Source organism: Trichlorobacter thiogenes (genome assembly GCF_900167465.1).
In the GTDB taxonomy this organism is placed as follows: Bacteria; Desulfobacterota; Desulfuromonadia; order Geobacterales; family Pseudopelobacteraceae; genus Trichlorobacter; species Trichlorobacter thiogenes.
In genome coordinates this window covers 7,501-33,216 of record NZ_FUWR01000012.1, presented here as the reverse complement: position 1 = coordinate 33,216, position 25,716 = coordinate 7,501, and the positions used below count along the sequence as shown (strand labels likewise).

Genomic DNA, 25,716 nt, shown 5'->3' with positions numbered 1-25,716 from the left:
CTCCTTTCCCAATCCAGTTCCGAAAAAAGTGGGGGCTGCCCCTTTTTTGTTTCCGTTAGTCAGAACAAAAACCATACAGTTTTCAATCTGCCGCTATTGCAACGTGCCGTTCCAGCAAAACCAGCCACTCTTTGAATCGTACACCTTGCCGCTGGCACTCAACTGCGCCTGCAAAGCCGATGTCAGGAGGAAGTACTTAATATTCTGACTTAATATTCTGGTATGGACGCCCAGGAAATCGCTTCCTACACCGCCGTTCCCGCAGAATTTGGTATTTCCACTTCCAACGCACAGACAGGTGGTAGTTGCTTCGGCAGGTACGCCGGACAGCATAATGCCCAAAAGCAGTACTCCGATGATAGTTTTTTTCATGGTGATCTCCTTGGTAGTTGCATGATAGCCACATGTAACTCATAGCAGATTTTGTGCCAGCAATAAATGATTGTTATATCAGTATGTTATGTGAATAATAACCGCCAACGCATGTCTTGTGCTGCCAACTTTGTTTGCAGACTATTTGGCCGGTAGCGTCAGTATACCATCCACATGGTCAAGCAGGGTTCCTCTGGAGAGGGGTAGCTCAAAACCAGCCTCCAGGGTGGTCAGCACTGTTCTGCCAACGTAGAACTTTTCTTCCTGACCGCTCTTGGTTTTAAAGCGGATCGCCCAGGTGGTATGCAGCACCACCGGCCTGCCGTCAAAAAGCCCTGCGTAGAGCATGATATGCCCTTTGCGGTGGACAATGGTACGAAACGGCACCCCCTGCTGGATCAGCAGCTTTTCCTTGTCCGGTTTCGAGAGGTTGGCCAGCGAGACAAAAGGCCCGGAATGCAACTGTTCCCGTGAATTACGGGGCAGCCAGATGCCGAACGGCAGGAAGAAATCTCTGGTGGTGGCGGAACAGTCACGGTCACGGAACAGCTCACCCCAGCCGTAGGGGGTCTTGAGCAGCTCGTTACCGATATGTGTTACGGTTTCGGCGTTAAACGGCAGCGGGAAACGTTGGGCATCCTTTTTCAGGATCCGTGCTGTTTTAAGCGTTGCCCAATCATCTTCTCCAGGGACAGCCAGCTCAACCAGCCAGTAATCCGGCTCTTCGCGCACAAGGGGATACAAGGCACCAATTCTGGGTTGCGGCATCGCCTTCCCCTTGTCATCCCGAATCACTGCAAAATCCATGGTAATGACGACGAGATCAGCGCTGGTCAGCCGTTGCTGCATTGATCTGTCAACCGGTAGCACCGTGCCTGCCTTTACCCAGCCAAGGCCATAGGCGGTCTCGACAAATGCCCAGGCCCCGGTGTCAGACAGGTGCAGGATACGCACCGGCTCGTTGGGCTTTACCTCGCTGTATTGCAACTGATCAAAGGGAAAGTCATCAGAGGTCTCATACAGCGGTTTCAGGTTGGGCAGCCCCCGCATAAAGGTGGGGGCTATGGCTATCCCCGGCTGGTTCATGGAAGGCAGTTGATCAAGGTCGGCATGCCCAAGAATCACTTTGATCCGCTCCGGCTTAACTTTAAGACGGTTCTCTCCATACCAGGTTGTTTTTGCGATATCCTTCATCCCCTGGATTGACTGTGTGAGGTTGTGGGTCGGCTGCGGCTCTGTCCAGGGGGAGAAATGTTGTGTGCGAAACCGACGCAGGGCGTTGGCCGATTCTTCGCTGGTTGGTAGTGGTTGTAGTGTGGCGGTGAACCTGCGCAGATTCTGCGGTATCTTTTGGATATCCTCAATCTCACTTGGCAGCTCTTCTGGTTTTGAACGGTTGAAGTCATCTGTTGAAGCTGCTGTCGTACCCTGCTTCACAAGGACAGCAGTGTGCTGTGGTGCGCATCCGGCTGTGATGAACAGCAAGGTTGCGGCAACAATTGAACAGGTAAACGGTGTCCGTGTCATAGTCGGTCTTTCCATAAGCAGGGTATTATTCCGAGGGTGCCTTACCTACTTGTGCTTGCATAGCTATAAGCTGCCCCCGGAGTGGTCTTCAGCCGGTGGTTACTCTTTCCAGCAGGACCAGCCTGATGTTGGATCATAGGCTTTCCCTGTGGTGGACAGGGTGTCTCGCAGCGTTTGTGTAAGCAGCAGGAACCTCATCAGGTTGTCGGGAAGGTTTTTACGTACATCCATAAAACTGCCCGACACGCCGCCATTTCCACATGTCCCTGCGGAACGGTTCTGTCCAACGCAGAAACAGCTGTTTGCCGCAAAAGCCGGTGCGGAAACGAGCAGTAATGAGAGCAGGGTACAAGCAACGCTGATTTTTTTCATGGTGGTTCTCCTTTTGAGCGGGACTGTGTGGCTTGGAAGTTCACACCGTCATGGGGGACGTTTGCCTTGTTATACTGAAAGCGTCGTTAATTTTCCTTCAGTGTAAAGGTCATATCGCCATATTTATGAAGCATTTTCGATTGGTTGCCGGTAACGGTTACCGTAAAATTGCGGTGGGGAAGCCAGATGCCGTCAATAATAAAGTTTTTCGCCTCATGCACGTAGTCGGTATTAAGGTTATAGTCGCATGCTTGTGTACTGGCGCTGGCGCCTATTTTATATTTATAGACGCAATGAGCGGCCACGTTGCCGACCGAGAGCGAGGTGTGAAACCATTCCGTCTTGCCGGGGAGCGCACAAGGGGTTTTCATTTCGGTTGGAATTCCGAGGAAGTAGCCTTTGGCTGATATATAACAGTTCCAGTCCTGGGTTTTGTTGATGATGGTGACCTGTCCTGCCGTTGCGTGTGATGCAAGCGAGAGAGTAACGGCAAGGGTGAGTAGGGCAAGAGCTGACGCATATTTGTTTTTCATGGTTATCTCCCTTCTGTGTTTAGCGGATGTTCGCCTCTGCTGGAGTTATTACAAATTGTGCGCCAAAAGTAATCAATGTAATACCAATATGTTGTGATAAGTGGCTATGCCAACTATCTGCCGTGACCGCCAACTCTGGTGGCGCTTACAACCTATTTTTCTGCGCTCTCCAGATCTTTTTCCGTGTCCCGCTGAAAGTCGCAGGTAAGGTAATCAAAACTCATCGGCAGCCCTAACTCCAATGTGGTCAGAAACTGAATGCCCACGGTTACGTCGTTGGGACAACATTCCAGCAGATGGCCGCCGGTTTTGCGGTCTGCGGAGAGAAAATGCAGGTGCATCCCCGGCACGCTCAGCGAGCCCATGAACGACGGCGTGTAAAAGCCCACCAGGGTGCCTTCGGTATCGCTATACTCAAAGACCGGCTGGTCCCTGGCCACCTCTGCCAGAGGGCGATAGCTCTCCTGGCGGGGCACTGAACGGACCTTGATCCGGCTGAAATGCCCCTCAACCCGGATGGCGTAGAAGATGTTGGGGGAAGGGAACAGGCTGTTCAGCCATTCCAGAAACGCCGGGTAACTGCAGGGCTGCTCAAGCCGGTCATGGCTCATCGGCTGGTAAAAGGTCACGCAGGAAAAGGGGGTCAGGGTATCATCGGCCACCCTGGCCGCTGCTCCATCGGAGGTGATCTGGTAGATCTCGCCATCCAGCATCACCATCTCGCCGTCCAGATGATCAAAGGTGCCCAGCCCGAAGTCACCGTGTTGCTTGATTTCAGTAAAGGGGATTTTCTGCTGATAGATCCCCTCCACCAGGGCGTTGACCGGGGCGCAAAAATAGATGCTGTTGCAGCGGGATGCGTCAGGAGTCTTGTTTGTCATGGGTCACCTTGGCTTACGGCGATGATGGTTGCGCGGGCCTGCTGTATTGGTAAAGGTATGGTTGTGGCACCTGTTTTAATAAAGTTTTCAGTCAATTGCTTACTTGATGGTAACGGTCACAGTGGTTGCCACGTCACTATTGTTGGAGGTCTGTTGCACCTGCAGGGTGTTGCCGGACTGGCTCAAAAGTTTCCAGATTGCCACTACTTCAACGGTCTTGCCGGTGTGACTGTCCGTAAATTCACGCCGCAAGGTGCCATCGTGCTGAATCTGCCAGTGCTTGCAACCGATAAAGCTGGGGTAATTGGTGCAGGTGAGGCTGCCGTTGCTGTTGAAGGTCATGGAACCATTAGGATAGCCGGAACTGACCATGGTTTTGTTGACAACAATCCTGCCCGTAAATTTCGGGGCGGCCTCAGGCAGTGTTACCGAGAAGGCCGGTGCGGCTGCGAAGAACGTCATACAGAAGAGGGCGACTATACTGATGCGTGCTGTTGTTTTCATTTGTTGTTTCCTTTCCAAGATGTATTCGAGATAGCAAATCTGATCTGTCATGGCGTGCCACGCCGGTATATGAAGCGTGCGATGTAAAAACAGTGGTTAAAAGGGAACTATCCTTTTTGTTTTGTATGTACAGCTTCAATATTTCAGCAAGTTGTAAGCAATCGCACATGCCTCGCTTTCGCTTGTGCCTGGTTTGATAATGGGATCGAAGGCTTGTCGTATCTTTAGCTTGTCATCTACCTTGGATTTTGTGTTCTGGAGTATGCAGCCATAGCCTCTATCCATGCGCCACTTGCTGGTAAAACGGGAAGCGGCCCTCTCTCCCTCAACAGTTCAATGGTCCCTCAACTTCATTTTTTTGGGGTACCCCGTTGCTACTAAAAGTAGTTCCTGTAAGAGTCAAAGACTAAAACCTTACCACCCCCAACCACTCCTAGAGTGGAGCTTACAATCAAACCAGTGCAAAAAATGATCTGGCTACCTCCAGCGGTTATGTTCATTTCTTTTTGGCCCAGATACCCAAGAGTCTGTAACCGTCTTCACACAACCCGCCTTCTATGGAGAGGTAATGGAGTGTCGCCACTGAAGAGCCATTGAGCTGATATGTTCCCCCCACCGTACCATTCCTTACGGTACACTTCGCATGCCATGGGATAACGGTTATGTGATTCTTGATTCTGTCAATTGGCGATATCGTGTCTTCCGTGTCCCGACAATCATATACAAGCTTGGCTGGGGGAGAATCAACATTGGGGCTCGTACAATAGGTCAGCACCACAGATTTATTATCATAAGCAACCTTTTTGCTGCAGTAGATCTTCGGTTCTCCTCCGTCTGTTCGCACCAAGCCGAACTTCCAACTGTCCGCCGTGTCGCATCCCCAGGTAGCCGATACGGGCACAAAAAGCAGGGCAGCCGATACAAAGAGGCCGGTAAATCTGCTGACAGTAATGGTCAGATGTTTCATGATGTTGCTCCTTTTTTCCCCTATTTCTCTATCATCACGAAATCATTGGGTGGCGTAAAGGTGACGGTAAAATTGCGATGCGGTAGCCACGTGCCGGGTACATCATATTTTTTACCTGGGCAGGGCATGGCAAACCTCTCATTATACATGCCGCAAAAATGGCGACACAACGCGTTATCAGAGCACTCTGTCCGTATATAGCCCGTCGAAAGCCAACTGGTAACCGTCCCCGAACTGCCGGGCGCTACGCATGGTGTCGTAACATCAAATGGAATCCCCAAAACATAGACGGTGGCGGTTGCATTACAATAGTGCTTCGTTGACGTATTGACCAGCGTTACGGTTCCGGCCAGGGCAGGGCTGGCCGTTACGGCTATCAGCGCAACTGTTGCCAGGAAACCGTTGGTTTTGGCGTTCATGAGTGTTAGTCGCACGTTAAATCTCCTCTGATAGCGTCGCTAATTTTCCGTAAGCGTAAAGGTTACATCGCCATGCTGAAAATACATTGATGATCGGTTGCCGGTAACGGTCACCGTAAAATTACGATGGGGAAGCCAGGTGCCGCCTATAGTAAAGAATTTCCCCTCATGCGGATGCGCCCTGTAGTCGGAATCAACGGTATAGCCACATGCGTTTGCGCTGGCGCTGGTGCCTTTATAGCTGCAAAGAGCGTTCACGTGGCCGACCGAGAGTGAGGTGTGAAACCATTCCGTCTTGCCGGGGAGCGCACAAGGGGTTTTCATTTCGGTTGCAACTCCGAAGAGGAAGCCATGGGCTGAGATATAACAGTTCCAGTCCTGGGTTTTGTTGATGATGGTGACCTGCCCTGCCGCGGCGTGTGATGCAAACGAAAGTACAAGAGCAAGGGTGAGCAGGGCAAAAGCTAGCGCATAGCTGTTTTTCATGGGAGTCTCCCTTCTGTGTTTAGCGGATGTTCGCCTTTGCAGGAGCTGTTACAGATTGTGTGCCAAAATGTCATCCAAGTGATATCAGTGTGTTATGGTGGTTTGTCCTGCCAACTTTCTGCCGGTGCCGCCAACGCTGGTGGCGATTCACTACATCACAGCAAGCGACACAGCTGGGCGAACAGCATCCCCAGCCTGGGTCTGCTCCACGGTTTTACCGGTGATATGACTGGTAACCGCCGCCTCACCGTAGCCGCGGATGCCGTTGGTGGCCTGGACCTGATAGAAGTCTTTCTCTAACTGGTTATGCTGACCGGTTGTGATCCTGAACGGGGTGTTGAGTGGCGCGGTGATGATGGCTGCGCGGGCCTGCTGTATTGGTGAAGGCATGGTTGTGGCACCTGTTTAATAGAGTTTTTAGCATGGTCGCATCTGCAGTGCCCCGACAGGGCAGACCTGGCTACACAGTGAACAGCCGCTGCAGTTGTCTGTGACAAAGACCGGGCTGTCCAGGCCAGGGGTAATGGCCTGATAACCACCGTCACGGCAGGCGGTCAGGCATAGACCGCAGTTGCAGCAACGATCTGGATTGACCACAGGACGAACCTTCAGGTTGTTTGCAAGCTGCTCAAATGAGCTGATTCGATCTTTGCAAAGGCCGATAACGTCAGCAGGCTCAGAAAAATCGTGCCAGCCCATGAATTCCTGCAGTTGCTGCTGCATCTCTTTGACAAGAGTGAATCCTCGCAGCATGGCCCCGGTTCCTACCTGCACCACCGGAGCCCCCAGCAGCATAAACTCTGCTGCATCAAAACCACTGGCGATCCCGCCGCTGGCCATGACCGGCAGTCCCGGAGACTGACACAGCTCAGCCACTGCCCGCAGAGCGATCGGCTTGATGCCGGGGCCGGAATAGCCGCCGTAGCTGGTCATACCGCCCAAATCCGGTTTGGGGCGAAGCGTCTGCAGATCAAAGCCAAAAAACGAAGGGACCGTATTGATGGCGCAAAAACCGTGGGCGCCTGCCGTCGCCAGTTCTTCGGCAATAAACCGGATATCGGCAACTGCTGCGGTTAGCTTGGGGATGATCGGTATGGTTATATCCGTAGATGCGGTAAGCCATTTTACAATTCGAGTGCCATATTCCGGGTTCTGACCGATTGCGGCACCGCGACCACGTTCCGGGCAGCCATGGGGACAGGAAAAATTTAGTTCCAGCAGGTCAGCACCGGCATCCTGGCAGCCACGGGCCAGAGAAAGCCACTCTTCTGGTGAATCGGCACTGCCCATGATGCTGCCGATGATCGGGCAGTGAGGAAAATCTGCCTTGACAGCGGCAATGTCGCGATACCATTCATCCGGTCCTTTCTCAGACAAAAGTTCCAGATTTTCAAAGCCGAAAATTTCCCCGCCGCTTCGTAGCGTGGCAAAACGATTAGAAAGGTTGTGGACCGGATCGTGGCAGATGGTCTTAATTACAGCTCCGCCCCAGCCCGCTTCAAAGGCACGCCGGATCATGTCGCCGTTGGCGGTGGGTGGCGCCGAGGCCAGGATAAACGGGTTGTTAAATGCTACTCCCAGATAGCTGGTTTGCAGGTTCATTGCAGTGCTCCATGTTTGCTGTGTACTACCAAGTCACCAATAAAACTAATCTATTGTCCGGCGCGAACCGGCAACACGTAGTTGATTTTGTTTATCATCTCTCTGGAGTAGATACTGTAGGGGTGACCGTCCAGACTGGAACTGTTACAGAGTGTTACCGGCATTCCCCAACCTGGCCCCTGCATTTGTACCACGCAGGAGGACGACCAGTAGTTGCCCTGCCGGATGTTCGTGAAACCTGAAAGTTCCTGATGTATTCGATTTAATTCGTCACCTGTGGGAAGTCGCCAGGAACCCGGTCTGGAGTTGTCTGATAGACCGCACTTGCCGTGTGCAAGGTTTTTGGGGCTTGCCGTGGCATCAACCCAGTTCATGCTTCCCAAACAGCCGGCATCCTTCAGCCAGACCAGGCCGGTAGCGTCGGTGTACGTGCCGTTGCCGTTATCCCTCGCATGGACTGCGCCTGTGCCGATAGCCAGCATGAAGGCCGTTGCCGCCGCGATGGTGATGAGCCGTTTGATCAGGTTTGTTTTCATGATTGCCTCTCTTTTGAGGAACATTTAGTTGTTTTCCAATTGTACCAAAGCAGCTTTAGTGCCAACGCTGTATATATGTAGTTACAGGGTGTTATGTGCTTGGTTGCTACCAACAACTGGCCGCTAGCGTCAACTTTGTTGGCAGTAGCGTTGTCGCCCGATGGCATCGGCTGCCAGCAGGGCGTTTAGCACCTTGTCCGGTGTGATGACGCCTGCCTCATGGTGGATGCACTCTTCCGGGGCACAACTTTTTTCCGCCACCCGCATCAGCCGGGTCCGGTCGCATCCGGCCAGGCCAATAAACGTGCCGGCCAGTGACGACTGACTGTCAGACGGTTGTCCGGCGCATCCGAAGATCATCAATAGGGCAATCAAAAAGAAGAAGGTGATACTATCTTTCATGTATCTGACCTTCTCTGTTTAGTAAGGTGCTTATGCATAAGCTATTCTCTTATTTTATAAAAAGCAGTTCACGCAACGGCGCAACGCCATAAAAATAAAATCTTTGTATAAATCGAGCCTCTCACCAAACAGGTGAAACTTAAGTTTCTGTAAGTGTTTGGTTTTTGTTGCGAGCGTTGCGGCTTTGCGTGAGTAACTGCCGTTTATGGATTATGGTTACTCCATCCCCAGCCGCTTCAGTTTCTTGCGTAGCCCTTCCCGGCTCATCCCCAACCGCTCTGCTGCCTGGGTCTTGTTGCCTTTGGCCTCTTTCAATGCCAGCTCAATCAACTGTTTTTCTGAATCCTTCAGCAGTGATTTCCCCCCTGCTGCTGATGGTCTGGCTTGCTGCTGCAGCGGATCAGAGAGGTCGGTCATGGTAATGGTGTCGCCATAGGCCAGGGCTACAGCCCGTTCAATCTCATTATCCAGCTCCCGCACGTTGCCGGGCCAAGGGTAGTTGCGCAATCGTTCCAGGGCATCTTTGGCAATCCGCATCGGTGGCCTGCCGCAGCTGCGGCCCCACTTGTCCAGAAACTGCCGGGCGATCAGCTCAATATCGCCTTTGCGTTCCCGCAGGGGTGAAATCCGCAGGGTAACCCCGTTTAAACGGTAGTAGAGGTCTTCACGGAATCGTCCTTCTGCGATCTCTTTGGTCAGATCACGGTTAGTGGCGGCGATGATCCGCAGATCAACCGGAATGGCGGTCCGGCTGCCGACCCGTTCCAGGGTCCGTTCTTCCAGCACCCGCAGCAGTTTGGCCTGCAGTTGTAGCGGCATTTCGCCTACTTCGTCCAGAAATAGGGTGCCGCCTTGGGCCTGCTGGATCTTGCCGATCCGGGCCTCAACCCCGGTGGCCACCCCTTTTTCAATGCCGAACATCTCGCTTTCAAAGATGGTCTCAGGGATGGCGGAACAGTTGACCGCCACAAACGGTTTGGCGCTGCGGGGGCTGTTAAAGTGGATCGCCTTGGCAAACAGCTCTTTACCGGTACCGGTCTCGCCAGTGATGATGACGGAGAGCCGGGAATCGGCTATCCGCTCTGCCTTGCTGATCAGCTCTCTGATCTGAGGGCTGGTGCCGAGGATGGAGGAGAAAGGGAAGGAACGGCGCAGGTTTTTCTTGAGGGTGCTGTTCTCGCGAGCCAGCTGTTCCCTGGCTGCGCGCAGTTGGGCTTCCGTTGAGCGCAGTTCCTCAATCATCTGTTCCAGCCGGTATTCCCGCGCTTCTACCTTGACCGCCATCATACCGAACGATTCCGCAAAGCGGGCGATCAGGGGAGGGTACTGGCCACTCTTGGTTAGCTCGAAGATGTCGTCATACTGGCCAAAACGTCCTTGGGAAAGCTCCTCGGTCACCGCAATCAGGCGGTCAAGCAGTTGATTCACTTTAAGGTTGTTCATTGCACGTCTCCTTCTGTCAGCTTGCTGCTCGTCTACGGTCGGTCTTTTGCTCAAGCCAGCCCATTGCCTGCATTAAGATCCATGAGATCAGGAAGTAGAGTATGGCCACCATCACCAGCGGGAAGAAGGCATCAAAGGTGCGACTGCGGATGATGTCACTGGCCTTGGTCAGATCCTGTACCGCGATGTAGCCCACAATGGAGGTCATCTTGACCAGCGAGATAAACTCACCTTTGTAGACTGGCAGAATCCGGCGCACCATCTGGGGCAGCACAATATGCAGGAAGGTACTGGTCCTGGTGAAGCCCAAAGAGATACCTGCCTCGGTCTGCCCCTTTTCCACCCCTTCAATGCCGGTCCTGAAGATCTCTGCGGTGTAGGCGGCAAAGTTCATTCCAAAGGCGATCACCGCCACAATCACCGGGTTAATATTGACTGAGGCAAAGACCACGTAAAAGATCAGCATCAATAAGACCAGTACCGGCATGCCCCGCAGAATGGCGATGTAGATCTTTGCCGGTGCAGAGAGCAGGCGGCTTTTTGCCATCCGCATGAAGCAGACCAAGGCACCCAGCAGGGTGCCGAAGATGGTGGCAAAGATGGAGATGATCACGGTGGTTTTAAGGCCGTCCAGAATCAGCAGATAGCGTTTTTCATGGATGATGTTGCTCTGAAAGCTGGTGATGATGCCGGTGATGATGCCGGTGATGAAGGAGGGGGGGCGGGAGGAGGAAGCTGATTGGGTGGCAATATTTTTTTTCAGGGCTACGGCCAATGAATCAAACGTGTAGTAAGGGTCTGAAAAGGCTACCCGTTTTTTGCGCTCTTCCGTGATGGCCAGGGGCGTGGCGATCAAGTCGATCTTGTGTCCTGCCAGGGCAGCGATCTGGCTGCCGAAATCCAGATCAATATACTGGATTTTCCGGTTGCAGAAGGCGCCGAAACGCTCCATCAGCTCAATATTAAAGCCGATCAGCCTGTTGTCCTTCATAACCATAAAGGGCAGACCGTTGTCGCTCAGAACCCCCACCGCCAGTGGCTTGCCGGTTCCGGTCGTGTTCAGTTTCGGCATCTCGGTGGCGCCTTGTTCCATCCAGCGCTTGAGCATGCCGTCATAGGTGCCGTCCGAACGGAGCTGTTGCAGAAAGCGATTAAAGGAGCTGAGCAGCTCAGTGTCCTGTTGCTGGAAAGCAATGGAGGCCGGTGTGCGGTAAAGTGGGCCACCCACAAATCCCAGATCATCGCTGCTACGCATATACTCCATCAGTTCATCGCGGCTGTAGATGGCAGCATCTGTCTTGCCGGTCTTTATTGCCAGCAGCATGTCTGAAACAGATTTGTACTGCAGCACTGTGGCCTTGGGATAGTGCTGTGTTGCATAGGCTTCATGGGTGGAACCCTGCAATACAGCAATCCGCTTGTCCTGCAGGTCGTTGGCGGTGGCCAGCGTGCTACGGGAACCGGGGCGATCTGACCGGTCGCTGCCGCAGCTGGCAACGGTGCCAACCAGGAAAAGCAGGGCCAGGTACAGAAGTAATGAGGTGGGCTGCATGAGTTTTTTCATTCATCCTGCCTGTGTTGGTTTAAGGCGTTGAGGCGCTGCCCCGTTTGATTCGGCTCTGTTTCAGAGGCAGCTCCGGCAACCCTATTGCCTGACCAATGCCGCAATACCGCCGACGTAGTACGGTTCTGAAAACAGCACTTTTTTCGAGCGTTCCTCGGTAATGGTGATGCAGGCACCGATCATGTCTACTTTGCCAGCCATCAAGGCCGGGATCATGGCGCCAAAGTCCATGTTGACGACTTCCAGGGTCATATCAAGCTTCTGTGCAACATAACGGGCGATTTCGATATCAAGGCCGACAACCGTGTGGGAGGCATCCATGAATGAAAACGGCTCAGTCACCGCAGAGGTGCCGAATTTCAGTACCCCCTTGCTGCCGGTCAGCTTGATCTCCGGCATGGGAGCAGGATTACCTGTTTTGGGGAGCCAGCGCTGCAGCATGGCATCATAGCTGCCGTTCTTTTTCAGGTCACTGACAACGAGATCAATGGCCTGTTTCAAATCCTGCCGATTGGACTGCACTGCAAAACCGTAATTATCCTTGGTGATCAACTCCGGTAGCACGGTCAGCCCTTTATTTTTTGCGGCAATGTTTTTCAGAATCGGCTCATCATAGGCTGCTGCATCAGCCTTGCCTGCCTGTACCGCCAGTGCTGCATCCAGCACGCTGTTGTAATACTGAAATTTTGCATCGGGGAATTTTGAGAGCACCAGTTTGTCGGCAACGGTTCCGGTGGGGACGGCGAACTGCTTGCCGGACAGTTGCAGCAGGTGGGTGACCTTCTCCCGCTTACTGCAAGCGGTGAGCATGAAGAGCCCCGTGAAGATCAAACTGATACAAACTGCGCTGAAAATCTTTTTTTGCATGGTATTTCTCTCCTTGCTGATCGCTGTTTAAAACTAACATGTTACATCATCTGGTCGCTGGTATTCAGGGGTATCCGGCGGCCAGTGGGGTAACTGATCTGAAGTCTGCCCGGTTTGAGTTTTTACGGTAACCTGCGAACCGGCAAGACATAATGTAAGCTGTTCCGGTCAAAACTCTGGGTAGTGCCATTGGTGAGAAGGATACATTTACTGGTGCTTGGGGCTGTGCCCGGATTTGATGTCCAGTACCAATCACTGATGTTCCCGTTGAACTTTGACAGATTGCCTTGCAGTGATTTTAGCTCAACTTCGTTGGGTAGACGCCATTGTCCGGCAGATGATTTGTCGGACAGGCCGCACATGCCCGATGCCAGGCCGTAAGGTTTGTTCTGGGCATAATAGAAATTTACCTTGTCAAAGCAATCGGCCTGTTTGAGCCAGACCAGACGTTGCGTGGTATCGATGAGTGTGCCGTCATTATTGTCTTTTAGGTCCGCAAAAGCTGTCCCTGCCACCATCATTCCTAAGAGTGTCACTACTGCCATGATCTGCTTTTTCATTGTTGTTTCCTCCTGTTCTTTTGTGGTGAACGTGTACTTGAAATAGAGCAGTATGTGTGCCAATTGATATCTGTTGCAATAATGAATAGTTGTGTTGTTCCGTGGTGCCACTGTTCGTCCGTGTGTGCCAATTCTGTTGGCGGTCTGATTCAGCTTCACTGCAACAATCGGCCTCGGCAAAGAGGTTTAACAATCCGTTGCAGTACAAGAGAAGGTATGAGTGCGTCATCTCTTTAACACAGCTGGGCTATGGGCAATCAAGCCATGACTGCCTGATACTCCTCAGCTGTCAACAGTCGCCAGCCGCCATTGCCGGTCAGTTCCAGCACCTGATTGTGGTAGCTGATCAGGCTGGGGCGATGGCCGACACTGACGAAGGTGGTCCCGGATTGCTGGAGGTAGCCGTAGAGCAGGGCCTCATTGGTTACATCAAGGGCACTGGTTGCTTCATCGAGTACGGCGTAACGTGGCTTTGCTAACAAAAGTCTGGCAAAGGCCAAGCGCTGTTGTTCCCCTAGAGACAGCAGTGTCCCCCAGCCCATAACCGCATCAAACCCACCAAACCGGTCAGCCAGATTGGGCAGATTAACCGTGTCCAACACCGCCCGAAGTCCGTCATCTGATGTTGCACTGTCCAGGTTCGGATAGAGCAGCTGTTCTCGCAATGAGCCCAGAATCATATAAGGTCGTTGTGGCAGAAAAAAGATCTCATGCAAGGGTGGTCTGGTTATCTGACCTTCTCCAGTATTCCAGAGTCCGGCAACAGCCCGCAGGAGTGAGCTTTTCCCCACACCGCTGTGTCCGGCAATCAAAAGCCCTTTTCCTGATGGGACCTGGGCGGAGGTCTCCTTGATCAAGGTGTGCTGTTGATCGGGTGTCTGGAGCGAGACCCTGTCCAGCGCGAGCACGCTGTCTTCTTTGGATAGAATGCCTGTCGTTTCTGACGATTGTTGCACCTCAACCAGTTGATCCAGCTTCGTATCAAAAGATTCCAGACGGGCTGCCCCGGCTGCGATGGAACTGAACATCGCAAATTTTGTGACTATTAACGAAAGCGCCGTCAGTACCATGGCAAAAGCACCGGCCGCCTGGGTCATAACCCCTAAATGCAGTTGGCCTGCGAAAAATTGCGGAGCCAGAACTAGCAGTGGCAGCACCTGGGGGATGTAGTTATAGCCAGAGGTGAAAAAGGCCAGATTACGTTCCCAGCTTGCAAGGAGCAGATTGTTGCTGATTGCAGCCTTCAATCGGTCAAGCACCTGAAGATTTTCCCGTTCTTCCCCTTGGTAAAAGGCGATCGACTCTGCATGGTCCCTGACATGCATCAGGCCATAGCGGAAATCAGCATCCCGTCGGGTCTGTTGGAAATTGAGGTTAAGCAGGCGTTTACCAAGCAATACGCTGATGATGGTGCCAATGGTGGCGTAAAACAGCAACACCAGCACCAGCTTTCCTGAGATGCTCCAGAGGATGCCCACAAAGGAGAAAAAATCCATCAGCGAGCTTAGGACCAGCAGCAGTACCGACAGATTGTTTTGGGTAAGATTTTTTATGTCATCGGCAATTCGCTGATCAGGGTTATCTATCCCCGGATCATTGCTGATATGGTAGTAGGCGCGGTTTTTGAAGTAGCGCTCCATAAACCGGGTGGTCAGCCAGCGTCTCCAGTTAATGGACAGTTTTTGCTGGATGTAGCCGTAGAGGGCGGTTATTGGTATGGCAACCGCAAAGCCGGTTGCATAGAGCAGTATGCAGCGGTAGAACTGCGTCAAATTCTTGTTTGCCAGTGCATCCATCAGATCGCGGCCCAGGTAGTTGAACAAAATATTAATACCGGTGACCGATGCCAGTAGCAGCAGTAACAAGAACAGCAGCCATCGAGCCTTCCACTTCTCATCTGAGAACCAGTACATTTTTGAGATGTCCCAGATCTTTTTCCAGAGTTTCAGGTCATAAATATTCATGGTTGCGTGAGGCTCTTGCATCTGATTTCCTTGCGTGCTTAGAGTCGTTAATCTGTTTTTTGCTTGTGCGCCGTTCTGGTTACTGCAGGCGGACGCCATCCACATGTATGAGGATGGTGCGATCCTGACAGGGGCTGATGGTAAGCACCTGTCTCCAGTCTGAACCCTCTGGTTTGGAATGGCAGGCAATGTCAATGTTTAGCTTGGCGCAGCCAGAGACAGGGCTGTAGCTGATTTTCTTGTTAAAATCGGCTGGAATAAATGCATACAGCGGAAAACTGACACCCTCCCACTGCTTAAGCAGCGTGCTTGCCCCCACCGTGGGACTACCGGTTACCTTGATATTGCACCTGTTTGTAGTGCCTTCTGGCAGCGTACTTTTCCAGGTAATGAGATAATCGCCAGCTGTGGCAAACGGTGCCAGAGACAAAAGTGTGATCGCAGCAATGGCGAATGAACGTGCATGCATGGGAGAACTCCTTTAGTGTTTGTTCTTTATTGGTAGCACGGTCTGTGCCAAATTTTCGACAAGTAATATTAGTGTGTTATGTGTTTTGCAACTGCCAACGATCGTCCTGGCGTGCCAACTCTGTTGGCGGTTTAATCAGATTTCAGCGCAACAATCGGGTCTAGCAGAGAGGCTTGACGGGCAGGGTAGTAGCCGAAGAAGATCCCAACGGCATTGGAGACGCCAACCCCAAGCAGGATGGCGCTGAAGGAGAGGGCAAACTGCCACTTGGCAAAGTGGGCGATCAGCCATGATGCGCCGATACCGAAGATGATACCCAGCAGGCCACCGATCAAAGAGAGGATGATTGATTCGATCAGGAACTGGCCTTTGATGTCACCCCGCTTGGCCCCCAGGGCACGGCGGATGCCGATCTCCCGGCGGCGCTCCGTCACCGATACCAGCATCACGTTCATGACCCCCACCCCTCCCACAATCAGCGAAATGCTACCGATGGCCCCCAGCAGCAGGGTAAACATCTGCATCTGCTTTTCCATCTGGGCGATGATTTCCTCCGGGCTGGTTATCCTGACCGCCTGACCTTTGCCCAGGGAGGCAACGTAGGCCATGACCTGATCACGGGCAGCGTTGTTGGTGGTGCCGGGGCTGACCCTGGCGGTGATGGATTGTATCTCGGCATTGGCAAAGACCCGTAGACCGGTGGTGATATGCAGGTAGATCATCTCATTGGGTTCAAAGCGCCGCATACCGCCCTGGGGAACCTCGTTGGTAACCCCGATAACCGTAAACAGGTTGTTGCCAATCCTGATCTTTGAACCAGCCAGCTTGGATGCCCCTTGCTTTTGCAGCTCTGCAGCCACCTGGCTGCCGATGACACAGTAGCGGCTTTGCTCGTCCAGATCAGACAGGAAGCGCCCTTCGCGCATGGTCAGCTTGTTGATATCCAGAAATGATGCGGTAACCCCCATCGGGCTGCAGCGCTCCAATTTTTTGCCCGCAAAGCTGATGTCGCCGCTACCCCTGACTGATGGGGCCACCGCCGCAATACCGGGACAGCGGGACGGGATGGCCAGGATGGTATCAAGTCTGAGCGCTGCCTTTGCTGCAGCTCCGCCAGCAGCACCCGGTGCGCCCTGCATGCCGGGAGGACCACCGCCGCCGAACTCCTTTTCAATGGTCAGGATATCGGTGCCCATCTCTTTAAACTGGCGCAGGGATTCTTCCTGTACGATCCTGCCGACTGAGACCATGGCGATCACCGAACCGATACCGATTACAATGCCGATCAAGGCCAGAATAGTGCGTTGTTTTGAGGCCAGCAGGCTGCGGGCCGCCTCTTTCAGGTGGGATGGATGAATCATCATGGCACGATCACCCCGTCCTTCATGACCGCCACCCGTTTGCACTGGCGTGCAATGCCGGGATCGTGGGTGATGATCACCACCGTGATCCCTTCCTCCGCATTCAGTGTCTTGAACAGTTCCATGATTTCGCCCCCCACATTGGTGTCAAGGGCGCCGGTCGGTTCATCGGCCAGGATCAGAGATGGATTGCCCACCAGGGCACGGGCAATGGCCACCCGCTGTTGCTGCCCGCCGGAAAGTTCATTGGGCCGGTGATTGGCACGGTCATCCATGCCGACCCGTTTTAGCAGTTCCATACAGCGATCATGACTGTTGGTGCCGGTGTCGCCGCGGTAGACCAGCGGCAGGGCAACGTTTTCAAGGGCGGTCAGGCGGGAAAGCAGGAAGTACTGCTGGAACACAAAGCCGATCCGCTGGTTGCGGATCTCGGACAGGGCATCATCATCGCTGTAGCTGACTTCAGCGCCATCCAGCATAAAGCTGCCGGAGGTGGGGCGGTCCAAAAGGCCGATGATGTTCATCAGGGTGGATTTGCCGCAGCCAGACTGTCCCATGATGGAGACCAGCTCTCCCTGCTGAATTTCAAGGGATACCCCTTTGAGTACATCCACCTCGGTGGGGCCGATCCGGTAGCTCTTGCGTATGTCGCGCAGGGTCAGCATTTTAAGGCTTCCCGCCTGGTGAGGGCGGTGGCCCGAGCGTGGCTACCTCTAGCAGGTCACCGGCCTTCAGGCCGCTGGTGATCTCAACCGCATCCTGGGTGGTGTAACCGGTGGTGACCGGTACCTTCTCGGCGGCATCTGACGGGGCAGTCCCTTTTTTTCTGGTAACATACCGTTTGCCCTGTTCATCATGCACCGCAGCCAGCGGCACCATCAGGGCATCGGGTTTTTCGTAGATGATAATCTCAAGGTTGGCGGTCATCCCCACCATGATCCGCTTTTTCAGTTCTGGTGGTACCGAGTCAATCACCACCTTGATGCCAAAGGAGGAGACCGATTTGCCCCCTTCCCCCTCTTCTGCATGGGGGGAGATGCTCTGGATGCTGCCGCTTAACTGCTGACCCGGAAAGGCATCGCCGCTTACCCGTACCTTCTGCCCCAGTTGGACCTTGGTGACATCCACCTCATCCAGCTTGGCATTGACGGAAAAACCTGACAGATCGCCAATGGCCAGCAGCAGTTCTCCCTGCTGGAAGGTGGTGCCGCGCTCCACGGTTCTGCCCTCTTTGGACTGACCGCTGGCTGGCGGCTTCATGATAATGCCTGAGACCGGCGCCACTACAGCTGAGGAGGCGATATCCTTTTCAGCCTGCCGCATGCGGGATTCAGCATTGTCCAGCTCAAAACGGGATACCTTGCGATTTTCACTGTTACCCTTTTCATGGGCAGCCTTCAGCTCTTCCTGGGCACTCTGGTAATCCATCTGCTGATTGATGTACTGACTTTTGGCTGAATCATACTCGGTGGCCGGGATAATCCCTTTTTTGTACAGTCGTTCTGATTCGTCCAGGGTCTTTTTCTGGTTTTCCAGTGAGAGTTTGGCCTTTGCCAGAGAACGTTGCGCCCGGGCAACATCAGCGCTGGTGTCCCATTTTTCCATCTGCTTGTAGCTGTTTTGCGCCTTGATGTAGGCTGCCTTTGCCTCGCGGTACTTGATCATCGCCTCGCTGGTGTCCATGACCAGTAAGGGTTGTCCTGCCTTGACCACGTCGCCATAGCGGACCATGACCTGGCCCACCTTGCCGGAGATCGGGCTGGTGATATTCACCATCTGCAATGGCAGCAGCTTGCCGGTCAGGGTAATACTGCTGGAGACCGGCTGGGGGGTGACCGGCACAACGCTTGGTGCAGATGCCTGTGTTGATGCTGGTGAGGGGGCTGAAGAGCTAAGACTGGCTGGCTTGCGGTTCCAGACAAACAGGCCGATCCCCAGAAAGAGAATGATGGTGAAGGCGGTGGCACTGTTCCTGATGATCTGGACCTTCTTCAGGGCCGACTGTAACTGCTGATTACCTTCTTCGGTCTTCAGGTAGGCTGCCTGCAGTTCACGGTGTTTATTTTTGATCTCTTCTGCCAGCCGGGCTTCAGCCTCCTGCAGCGCCTGCAGCTCGGTAATGTCACTGAATACGGCGATCACGCCCATCCGCTGGTCAGTGCCATCCTCAGCCTTAAGAAAGGTGGTGGTCAATGCCAGGGTGGTCTGTTTATCGTTGCAGGTAAACGGGACAATCCGGTTATGGCTGGTGGATGATTCGTAGATGGCATCCAGGATGGTCTGGTTGAAGTCATCATTGGCTTCTGCCAGCAGAAATACCTCGCCAAAGGACTTTGCCAGTGCATCTTCCTGGGCGATCCCCAGTATTTTGGCTGCTGAGGCATTAAAGGTGGTGATTCGACCGCTCAGGTCGATGGTCATCACCCCATCTGACATATCTTCAAGTATTCTGCCTGCTATGATGGTTTGCTGTTCCATTGTTTGTCCCGGTTTCAGGGCCGTTCAGCCAGGGCGATACCCCAACGTTCCAGGGTAATACCCAGCTTGCTTTCAAGGCTGGTCAAGGCGTTCTGGTAGGTGATAATCGCATCAAGTTCACTTCTCTGCGCGTTTTTAAGATCATTCTGGTAACTGACCAGTTGGAAGTTTGTGGAACGCCCGGCTTTCAGCTTTTCCGTTTCAATTTCCACTTTTTTTTCCGACAGTGTCCGTGCCAGGGTGGCCAGCTTAATTTGACGGTAGTTCATTTCAGCAGAACGCAGGGCATCCTGGATCTCGATCTCTATATCCTCCCGCTGCCGTGCCAGACTGTTTTCCATCTTCTTCAGGCCGATATCAGCAGCCAGAGCGGCTTGGCGGTCGCTTGAAGAACGGTAGAGGTTATCCAGCGGAATGGTCAGGGTCAGGCCCGCTGTCCAGGCACCGTTGGAGTTGACCGGTGTTATGCTGGTGGCCCGGTTGTAGGTTTCAGTGTAGCTGCCGGTCAGGGAAAGATCCCAGAGTGTATTGCGTTTGGCAATGGTCAGGGCCCGTTTGCTGTTTTCGTAATCCAGTAGCAGGCTCTGGTAGTCCGGTCGGTTACTGAAGGCCAGCTGCCTGGCCTGTACAAGTGTGTACGGTACCGGCGGGATCTGGGTTTCTGCCAGCGGGGTAATCCGGGTGTTTTTATCAATATCAATCGCCTTGGTTAATGCCAGTCTGGCGGCATCAAGGCTGTTTTCAGCAGTCAACAGACTCAGTTCCTGATTGGCCAGGTCTGCTTCCGATTGGACAATTTCGATTGCCGCCATCCGTCCGGCTGCAATCAGTTCCCGGTTGGTGGCCACCAGTTCACGGCTGCGCTCCAGCGACTGCCGGGTGATCTCCAGCGATTTAATTGCCTGGATGTAGCTGCGGTAGGAGGTGATGACTGATGACATGGTGGAGATAAGGGTCGACTTAAGCGCGAGGATATTCTTCTGTTCGTTTATACGGGCAATCCGGACTGACTCCAGGTTGACATCCAGGCCGGCCCCTTTCAGTAACGGTTGGGTCAGGTTGACGTTCCAGCCGTAGTCCCGTGACGGCACTGCCTGCTGGGTGCTGGTGACGGTATAACTGCTGCCAACGCTTAGTGTGCCACCGGCTGGCAGGTTTTCAGTCAGTGTCGCAACCGCACCTGGCTTGAGCGTGGTGTCGCTGCTGCTGTTGTTTATACCGCCTCCCAGGGGTTTTGTGTTGCCGCTGCCGGTAACCGATGGCGCCAGGGTCAGGGTGGGGATAAACTTGTCTTCAGCCATGCGCAGGTCATATTTCTGTACAACCCGGTCAAGGTAGGCATTTTTGATGGTGCGGTTTTCTCGCAGGGTCAAGGCGATACAGTCATCCAGGGACATGGCCGGGTCAGCGGCGTGTGCTGGAGTGATGGCAGGGGCAAGAAGCAGAAGCAGGAGACAAAGCAGACGTGCCGCTAAACAGTGGGTCATGGAGGCGTGTCCTCTGCCTTGTGGAGGATCATCTGCAGGATGTTGTTTCCCTCTTCACGACGATAGCTGACCTGATCGGTCAGGGTACGGATGAAGTGGACCCCCAGACCGCCGATCTGGCGATCCATGATGTCTGAGGTGGTGTCAGGAGCGGGTAGTGACAGGACATCGAACGGAGCCCCTGAATCGGCTATTTCGACGACAAACGCCCCGTTATCGTTACCGCATGAGATGCTTGCGTCGCCCTCCGCATCGGGATAGGCATAGTGGCAGACATTGACAAAGGCCTCTTCAACCGCAATCAACATGCCTAACTTTTTCTTGGTGGCCAGCTGGAATCGGTCGGCAGCCTCTTCCACGAACTCGATTACCTGATTGAGGTTCTCAAGGGTGGCTGCACATTTGAGTGTATCAAAGGTCATGGCCTTTAGCCCAGGTCGGCCAGGGCAGCGCTAACGGAATCCTGAATCTGGAAGATGGAACCAAAACCGGAGATGTCGAATACCTCTCTGACCGTTCCCAGTACGTTGGCCAACCGGATCTGTCCGTTTTTGGTCTTCAGTAGTTTTGCTGTGGCAAGCAGTGCCCTCAGGCCAGCACTACTGATGTACTCCAGCCCCTGAAAATCGATCACAAAGGCGGATTCTCCGGCTGCTATCTGCTCATTCAGTGCCTTTTCATACTCCGGTGCGGTGACAGCGTCCATTCTGCCGGCTATGGTCAGTACCGTGGCGTTTGCTTCTTTTGTTGTCTGAATCGTCATCGTTTTTCTCCAATCTTTTCTGGCGGCGCAAAATAGTCCTGCATGATGGTGTGTAATCTGCTTTCTAACTGATTTTCACTGAAATTCACAATAGTTTCGTACATAGTCCGGGCATTCTGTACAAACAGGTCGAAAATTTCCGGATCAAAATGGCTACCCACCTCGGTTCTCATGGTTCTCAAGCTGTAGTCAACGGGATAGGGTTCCTTGTAGGGGCGTTTTGAGGTTAGTGCGTCAAAGACATCACAAATGCTGAAAACACGTGCATGAAGCGGGATCTGCTCTGCCTTGAGCCTGTCAGGGTAACCTTCGCCGTTATAGCGTTCATGGTGATGCAGCACCACATCATGGGCATCGGACAACCAGCTGTAGGCCCTGATGATCTCACTGCCATGCAGTACATGGGTCTTGATGATCTCATATTCCCGGTCGTCAAGACCGCCTGGTTTCAGCAGAATGGTGTCGCTGATAGCTATCTTGCCAATATCATGCAGAAACGCACCCTTGATCAGGCTGCGAAGACTGTCGTCAGGCAACCCCAATGCCTTTCCCAGATGGATTGAGTAAATGCATACCCGATAATTATGGGCGCAGGTATCACTGTCCCGTTTTGCAATGGCACTGCCTAGCACCTCCAGCATGCCGATGTTTGCATTTAACAGGCTGGAGGAAACCTGTTCCAGCTCCCTGTTTTTGTCCTGCAAATCTGTAAGCAGTCGTTCAAGACGTTGCTGTTTTGCTTCTATGTTCACGATCAACATGCCGAAAGATTCCGCCAGGTTTACGATTTCCGGAGGGTACACCCCCTCTTTGGTCAGCTCAAAGATGGTTTCAACGTTGGTGGTATTCCCCTGTGAAACCTCGTTCAAGATTCTGGTCAGTTGTTGGAAAAGCGTGTTGTTCTGGAGTGCAGTCATGCTCACAGGCCCCCGTCAGCTCTTTGTGGTCCTGAGTATGGCGGTAAACATCGCCTCCTGATCGGTCTGCGAAACAGAGATCACCATTTCCACCTCAAACAGCTTGCCACAGACATTGCGCACTGTTTGCAGGCTGGTGGTGCCGATCAGACTACTGCTGCCAGCCTGAAAATAGTCTCTGATTCCGGCTCTAAGCGGTTCAGGGTCGGCCATGAAATCGCAAATACTCTGACCCAGCAGCTCTTCTTTGGTAAGCCCGAACAGTTGCTCCGCCTTTTGGTTGGCGATTACAATTTTGCCATCCGGCAGGAAGGTGATGATTGGCGACTGGGCAATCTCAATGAAATTGCGGTAGCGTTCATCCGACTCGGCCCGCTGCAGGGTTCTCCGCTCCAGTTCTGCCATCAGCTCGTTAAACGAGGCCACCAGATGACCGATTTCATCATTGCCCGGCTGTTCGATCCGCTGGGTATAGTTGCCGCTGCTTGCTACCCCTTCAATCCCTTTGGCAACCGTGGCTACCGGTTTCAGAATCGCGCGGTGAATGACCCAGCCGGTAAACACCAGCAGCAATAGCAGGATGGCCGATTCTATCACCAGGCCGTGAAACAGGTTGCTGTCAATGGAGCGGTACAGTTCCCGCATCGGCACAGAGACAGAGATGGCGCCGATAACTTCACCGACCTGGTAGTTGTAAGAAGGATGCCCCTTGGGGAAGCGTTCCTGGACAAAGCGTGGTGCGGACTCAAAGCTGCCATGGCAGGTCAGGCAGGACTTCTCGGCGGTCATCGGCAGCAGGTAGCGCAGGGCTTCCTTGCCGTTACTGCCAACGACCCTGTAGCTTTCCTGTGGCACAGGCGTAGCTGCTATTCTTGCCAGCTCCGATGCTTCATACTGGTCAGGCTTGTTTTCCGGGTTGCGATTGCGCAGGGAGACTTGACGGACGTAGTAGGGTGAGCCTTCGGTGATTCTCACCGCTATCCGGCTGGCTGCTACTTGAGGTACCAGGGCGAAGTTATGTGCTGCCTCTCCCTGTTCGGCACGGGAGAGATAGTCCCGTGTTTCGATGATCTGGCGTGCAATAATGCGTGCCTTTTCTACCCCTTGCTGCTGGATCAGGCGCAGTTCGTGCTGATAGGAGTTCCAGCCCAGTGCCATGAACAGGGTTATCAGCAACACAGATATAATTAACGTCAGTTTGGTGGTGATGCGCATGGGTGGCCTCGCGGAGAGTAAACGCTATTAAGTATACCAGTATAACCTGAATAACCGGATTGACAAGCAGAGCCAGGCCGATACACTAGCTAAAACTTGAACCACGTTCCTGAATCAGGTATCGTGCGAAAATACAGAGCAGTTTTTGTGTGAATAGAGGGGTTTGAAAGGTTGTCAGCATGTATCAGGAACAGAGCAAAACAAGTCGTCGAGCACCCAGTCACAGCAGAAAAGGTTTTCTGTCCACCCTTCTGTTGATTGTAGTTACTTTAGTGGTGGTGTCACTGCTGGGGCTGGGGGGATATGTGGCCTTTTTGATGGCCAAGCTCCCCAAGGTGGATCGTCTGACCGATTATAAGCCGCCGATTGTCTCTCAGGTGTTTGGCGATGATGGGACGCTGGTGGGGGAGTTTTATCTTGAGCGCCGATTGGTAGTGCCGGTTAACAAGATGCCGCGCAAGTTGATACAGGCCTTTGTTGCTGCTGAAGATGCCAGTTTTTACTCCCATAAGGGGATAGACTATTTCGGTATCGTTCGTGCCGCCTTCAAGAACATCATCTCCATGCGCAAAAAAGAGGGGGCATCCACCATTACCCAGCAGGTTACCAAGACCATGCTGTTGACCCCGGAAAAGAAGCTTTCCCGCAAGATTAAAGAGGCGATCCTGGCCAAGCGGATGGAAGAAAAGCTGACCAAGGATGAGATTTTGTATCTCTACCTGAATCAGATTTACCTGGGGGCTGGCTCCTATGGCGTAGAAGCTGCTGCTGAGACCTACTTTGGAAAGCGGGTTGAACAGCTTAATCTGGCAGAGATGGCGATACTGGCTGGCCTGCCCAAGGCGCCCAATGCCTATTCACCGATCAAGCACCTGGAGAGGGCCAAGGAGCGTCAGGCCTATGTGCTGGAGCGGATGGTGCAGGAAGGGTTCGTAACTCAGGCCGAGGCTGATCATGCCCGTAAGACCGCACTGACTATTTTGCCTGGTCGCCGGGTTATGAATGATCGAGTTGCCTATTTTCTTGAGCAGATGCGGATATATCTTGAGGAAAAGTATGGAGAAGACCAGCTCTATAAAGGCGGGTTGAAAATCTATACCACCATGAATGCCAATATGCAGGGTGCGGCCTATGATGCGGTCAGGGCCGGTTTGAAGGCGGTTGACAAGCGTCAGGGGTTCAGGGGGGCGGCTAAATATCTGAAGCAGGAAGAGGTAGAACCGTTCTGCGACAAAGTCGAAGAAGGTATTGATTCTGCTGCCTTGAAAGCAGGCGAGACCTATGCAGGTGTAGTAACTGCGGTTGATCCTGCCAAGGGGATTGCAACGGTGCGGGTGGGTGATCGTTACGGCGCACTTGACCGTAAAGGAATGGGTTGGGCCGGCAAATTGGCGTTGGTGAACAGTTATGGCAAGCCGGAAAAGTCAGCCAAATCACTTGGGCTGGGGGCCGTGATAGACCTGCAGGTGATTACCCCTGATCAGAATAACCAGGGGGCGATCTTTGCCCTTGATCAGATGCCCGAGGTCCAGGGTGCCTTGGTCTCGATCGACCCTCGTACCGGCGGTGTCAAGGCGATGATCGGCGGTTATGACTTCCGTAAGAGTCAGTTTAACCGGGCTGTGCAGGCCAAGCGAAATGCCGGTTCTGCCTTTAAACCGATTATCTATGCTGCTGCCTTGGAAAAAGGGTTTACCGCTGCCACGGTGATTGATGATTCGCCGGTGGAATATCCGGCAGGTTTGGGCAAAACCTGGTCACCCAAAAACTATGATAATAACTATCGTGGCCCGGTCACCATGCGGGAGGCCTTAACCAACTCCATCAACGTGGTCAGCGTGAAGATTCTTGAAAAAATCGGTGTGGACCATGCGGTTGCATTTGCCAAGCGATTGGGCTTTACCTCAAAGATTGAACCGAACCTGTCCTTGGCATTGGGGGCCGCAAGTGTGTCGCCTCTGGAGTTAACCTCGGCCTACACCGCCTTTGCCAATAAAGGGATCTATCAGCAGCCGTACTATATTAGT

At 53.2% G+C, this 25,716-nt stretch carries 28 protein-coding genes (1 of these 28 only partly in view); 1 reads left to right on the top strand and 27 read right to left on the bottom strand.

Annotation, left to right across the window (positions count from 1 at the left end):
* Nucleotides 1-93 precede the first annotated feature (93 nt).
* The 27 genes from B5D39_RS10960 to B5D39_RS10835 all read right to left on the bottom strand — a co-directional run bounded on the left by B5D39_RS10960 (nt 94) and on the right by B5D39_RS10835 (nt 23,689).
* Complete coding sequence (locus B5D39_RS10960; RefSeq protein ID WP_078790513.1) at nt 94-372, bottom strand: hypothetical protein; 279 nt, start codon at nt 370-372, stop codon at nt 94-96.
* 141 nt (nt 373-513) lie between these two features.
* Nucleotides 514-1,899: an SH3 domain-containing protein gene (locus B5D39_RS10955; RefSeq protein WP_161947487.1), complete on the bottom strand. Its 1,386-nt coding sequence runs from the start codon at nt 1,897-1,899 to the stop codon at nt 514-516.
* A 99-nt stretch (nt 1,900-1,998) separates the two neighbouring features.
* Nucleotides 1,999-2,271 (bottom strand): hypothetical protein, encoded by a 273-nt coding sequence (locus B5D39_RS10950; RefSeq protein WP_078790511.1) that lies wholly within the window; start codon nt 2,269-2,271, stop codon nt 1,999-2,001.
* Nucleotides 2,272-2,357: 86 nt separating this feature from the next.
* Nucleotides 2,358-2,804, bottom strand: a complete 447-nt coding sequence (locus tag B5D39_RS10945) for a hypothetical protein (protein ID WP_078790510.1) — start codon at nt 2,802-2,804, stop codon at nt 2,358-2,360.
* A gap of 152 nt (nt 2,805-2,956) precedes the next feature.
* Complete coding sequence (budA, locus tag B5D39_RS10940) at nt 2,957-3,685, bottom strand: acetolactate decarboxylase (RefSeq protein ID WP_078790509.1); 729 nt, start codon at nt 3,683-3,685, stop codon at nt 2,957-2,959.
* A gap of 99 nt (nt 3,686-3,784) precedes the next feature.
* The gene (locus B5D39_RS10935; RefSeq protein WP_078790508.1) at nt 3,785-4,189 is read right to left on the bottom strand and encodes a hypothetical protein; all 405 of its coding nucleotides are present in this window, start codon (nt 4,187-4,189) and stop codon (nt 3,785-3,787) included.
* Nucleotides 4,190-4,685: 496 nt separating this feature from the next.
* Nucleotides 4,686-5,156 carry a hypothetical protein gene (locus tag B5D39_RS10930; RefSeq protein ID WP_078790507.1) on the bottom strand — a complete coding sequence of 157 codons (471 nt, stop codon included), beginning with the start codon at nt 5,154-5,156 and terminating at the stop codon, nt 4,686-4,688.
* A 20-nt stretch (nt 5,157-5,176) separates the two neighbouring features.
* Entirely contained in the window at nt 5,177-5,590 is a 414-nt protein-coding gene (locus tag B5D39_RS16810; protein WP_139366754.1) for a hypothetical protein, read from the bottom strand.
* Nucleotides 5,591-5,614: 24 nt separating this feature from the next.
* Nucleotides 5,615-6,061: a hypothetical protein gene (locus B5D39_RS10925; RefSeq protein WP_078790506.1), complete on the bottom strand. Its 447-nt coding sequence runs from the start codon at nt 6,059-6,061 to the stop codon at nt 5,615-5,617.
* A gap of 150 nt (nt 6,062-6,211) precedes the next feature.
* A complete protein-coding gene (locus tag B5D39_RS10920; RefSeq protein WP_078790505.1) occupies nt 6,212-6,451 on the bottom strand; it encodes an enolase-like domain-containing protein in 240 nt (79 codons plus the stop codon).
* A 27-nt stretch (nt 6,452-6,478) separates the two neighbouring features.
* Nucleotides 6,479-7,663: an NAD-dependent dihydropyrimidine dehydrogenase subunit PreA gene (gene preA / locus B5D39_RS10915; RefSeq protein ID WP_078790504.1), complete on the bottom strand. Its 1,185-nt coding sequence runs from the start codon at nt 7,661-7,663 to the stop codon at nt 6,479-6,481.
* A 50-nt stretch (nt 7,664-7,713) separates the two neighbouring features.
* Nucleotides 7,714-8,199: an Lcl C-terminal domain-containing protein gene (locus B5D39_RS10910; RefSeq protein ID WP_161947485.1), complete on the bottom strand. Its 486-nt coding sequence runs from the start codon at nt 8,197-8,199 to the stop codon at nt 7,714-7,716.
* A 129-nt stretch (nt 8,200-8,328) separates the two neighbouring features.
* On the bottom strand, nt 8,329-8,601 hold the full coding sequence (locus B5D39_RS17235) for a hypothetical protein (RefSeq protein ID WP_078790502.1): 273 nt from the start codon (nt 8,599-8,601) through the stop codon (nt 8,329-8,331).
* Nucleotides 8,602-8,817: 216 nt separating this feature from the next.
* A complete protein-coding gene (locus tag B5D39_RS10900; RefSeq protein ID WP_078790501.1) occupies nt 8,818-10,044 on the bottom strand; it encodes a sigma-54 interaction domain-containing protein in 1,227 nt (408 codons plus the stop codon).
* Nucleotides 10,045-10,060: 16 nt separating this feature from the next.
* A complete protein-coding gene (locus B5D39_RS10895; RefSeq protein ID WP_078790500.1) occupies nt 10,061-11,608 on the bottom strand; it encodes an ABC transporter substrate-binding protein/permease in 1,548 nt (515 codons plus the stop codon).
* An 81-nt stretch (nt 11,609-11,689) separates the two neighbouring features.
* Entirely contained in the window at nt 11,690-12,475 is a 786-nt protein-coding gene (locus tag B5D39_RS10890) for a transporter substrate-binding domain-containing protein (protein ID WP_078790499.1), read from the bottom strand.
* Nucleotides 12,476-12,597: 122 nt separating this feature from the next.
* A complete protein-coding gene (locus B5D39_RS10885) occupies nt 12,598-13,035 on the bottom strand; it encodes an Lcl C-terminal domain-containing protein (protein ID WP_078790498.1) in 438 nt (145 codons plus the stop codon).
* A gap of 257 nt (nt 13,036-13,292) precedes the next feature.
* Nucleotides 13,293-15,020: an ABC transporter ATP-binding protein/permease gene (locus B5D39_RS10880; protein ID WP_208610576.1), complete on the bottom strand. Its 1,728-nt coding sequence runs from the start codon at nt 15,018-15,020 to the stop codon at nt 13,293-13,295.
* A 58-nt stretch (nt 15,021-15,078) separates the two neighbouring features.
* A complete protein-coding gene (locus tag B5D39_RS10875; protein ID WP_078790497.1) occupies nt 15,079-15,468 on the bottom strand; it encodes a hypothetical protein in 390 nt (129 codons plus the stop codon).
* 131 nt (nt 15,469-15,599) lie between these two features.
* Nucleotides 15,600-16,832, bottom strand: a complete 1,233-nt coding sequence (locus B5D39_RS10870) for an ABC transporter permease (protein WP_244161393.1) — start codon at nt 16,830-16,832, stop codon at nt 15,600-15,602.
* Entirely contained in the window at nt 16,829-17,494 is a 666-nt protein-coding gene (locus B5D39_RS10865; RefSeq protein ID WP_078790496.1) for an ABC transporter ATP-binding protein, read from the bottom strand. The genes B5D39_RS10870 and B5D39_RS10865 overlap by 4 nt, the downstream gene beginning before the upstream one ends.
* 1 nt (nt 17,495) lies before the next feature.
* On the bottom strand, nt 17,496-19,307 hold the full coding sequence (locus B5D39_RS10860; RefSeq protein ID WP_078790495.1) for a PAS domain S-box protein: 1,812 nt from the start codon (nt 19,305-19,307) through the stop codon (nt 17,496-17,498).
* 14 nt (nt 19,308-19,321) lie between these two features.
* On the bottom strand, nt 19,322-20,794 hold the full coding sequence (locus B5D39_RS10855) for a TolC family protein (protein WP_078790494.1): 1,473 nt from the start codon (nt 20,792-20,794) through the stop codon (nt 19,322-19,324).
* The gene (locus B5D39_RS10850; protein ID WP_078790493.1) at nt 20,791-21,216 is read right to left on the bottom strand and encodes an ATP-binding protein; all 426 of its coding nucleotides are present in this window, start codon (nt 21,214-21,216) and stop codon (nt 20,791-20,793) included. The genes B5D39_RS10855 and B5D39_RS10850 overlap by 4 nt, the downstream gene beginning before the upstream one ends.
* Before the next feature lie 5 nt (nt 21,217-21,221).
* The gene (locus B5D39_RS10845; RefSeq protein WP_078790492.1) at nt 21,222-21,557 is read right to left on the bottom strand and encodes an STAS domain-containing protein; all 336 of its coding nucleotides are present in this window, start codon (nt 21,555-21,557) and stop codon (nt 21,222-21,224) included.
* A complete protein-coding gene (locus B5D39_RS10840) occupies nt 21,554-22,474 on the bottom strand; it encodes an HD-GYP domain-containing protein (RefSeq protein ID WP_078790491.1) in 921 nt (306 codons plus the stop codon). Before B5D39_RS10840 ends, B5D39_RS10845 begins: the two co-directional genes overlap by 4 nt.
* A gap of 15 nt (nt 22,475-22,489) precedes the next feature.
* On the bottom strand, nt 22,490-23,689 hold the full coding sequence (locus B5D39_RS10835; protein ID WP_078790490.1) for a c-type heme family protein: 1,200 nt from the start codon (nt 23,687-23,689) through the stop codon (nt 22,490-22,492).
* A gap of 179 nt (nt 23,690-23,868) precedes the next feature.
* On the opposite strand from B5D39_RS10835, the gene B5D39_RS10830 reads away from it, so the two are divergent.
* Nucleotides 23,869-25,716, top strand: partial view of a penicillin-binding protein 1A gene (locus B5D39_RS10830; RefSeq protein WP_078790489.1) — the 5' portion only. The gene runs 600 nt beyond the window's last position; 1,848 of the gene's 2,448 nt are visible here — the first part of the coding sequence; it begins with the start codon at nt 23,869-23,871; its stop codon lies beyond the right edge, outside the window.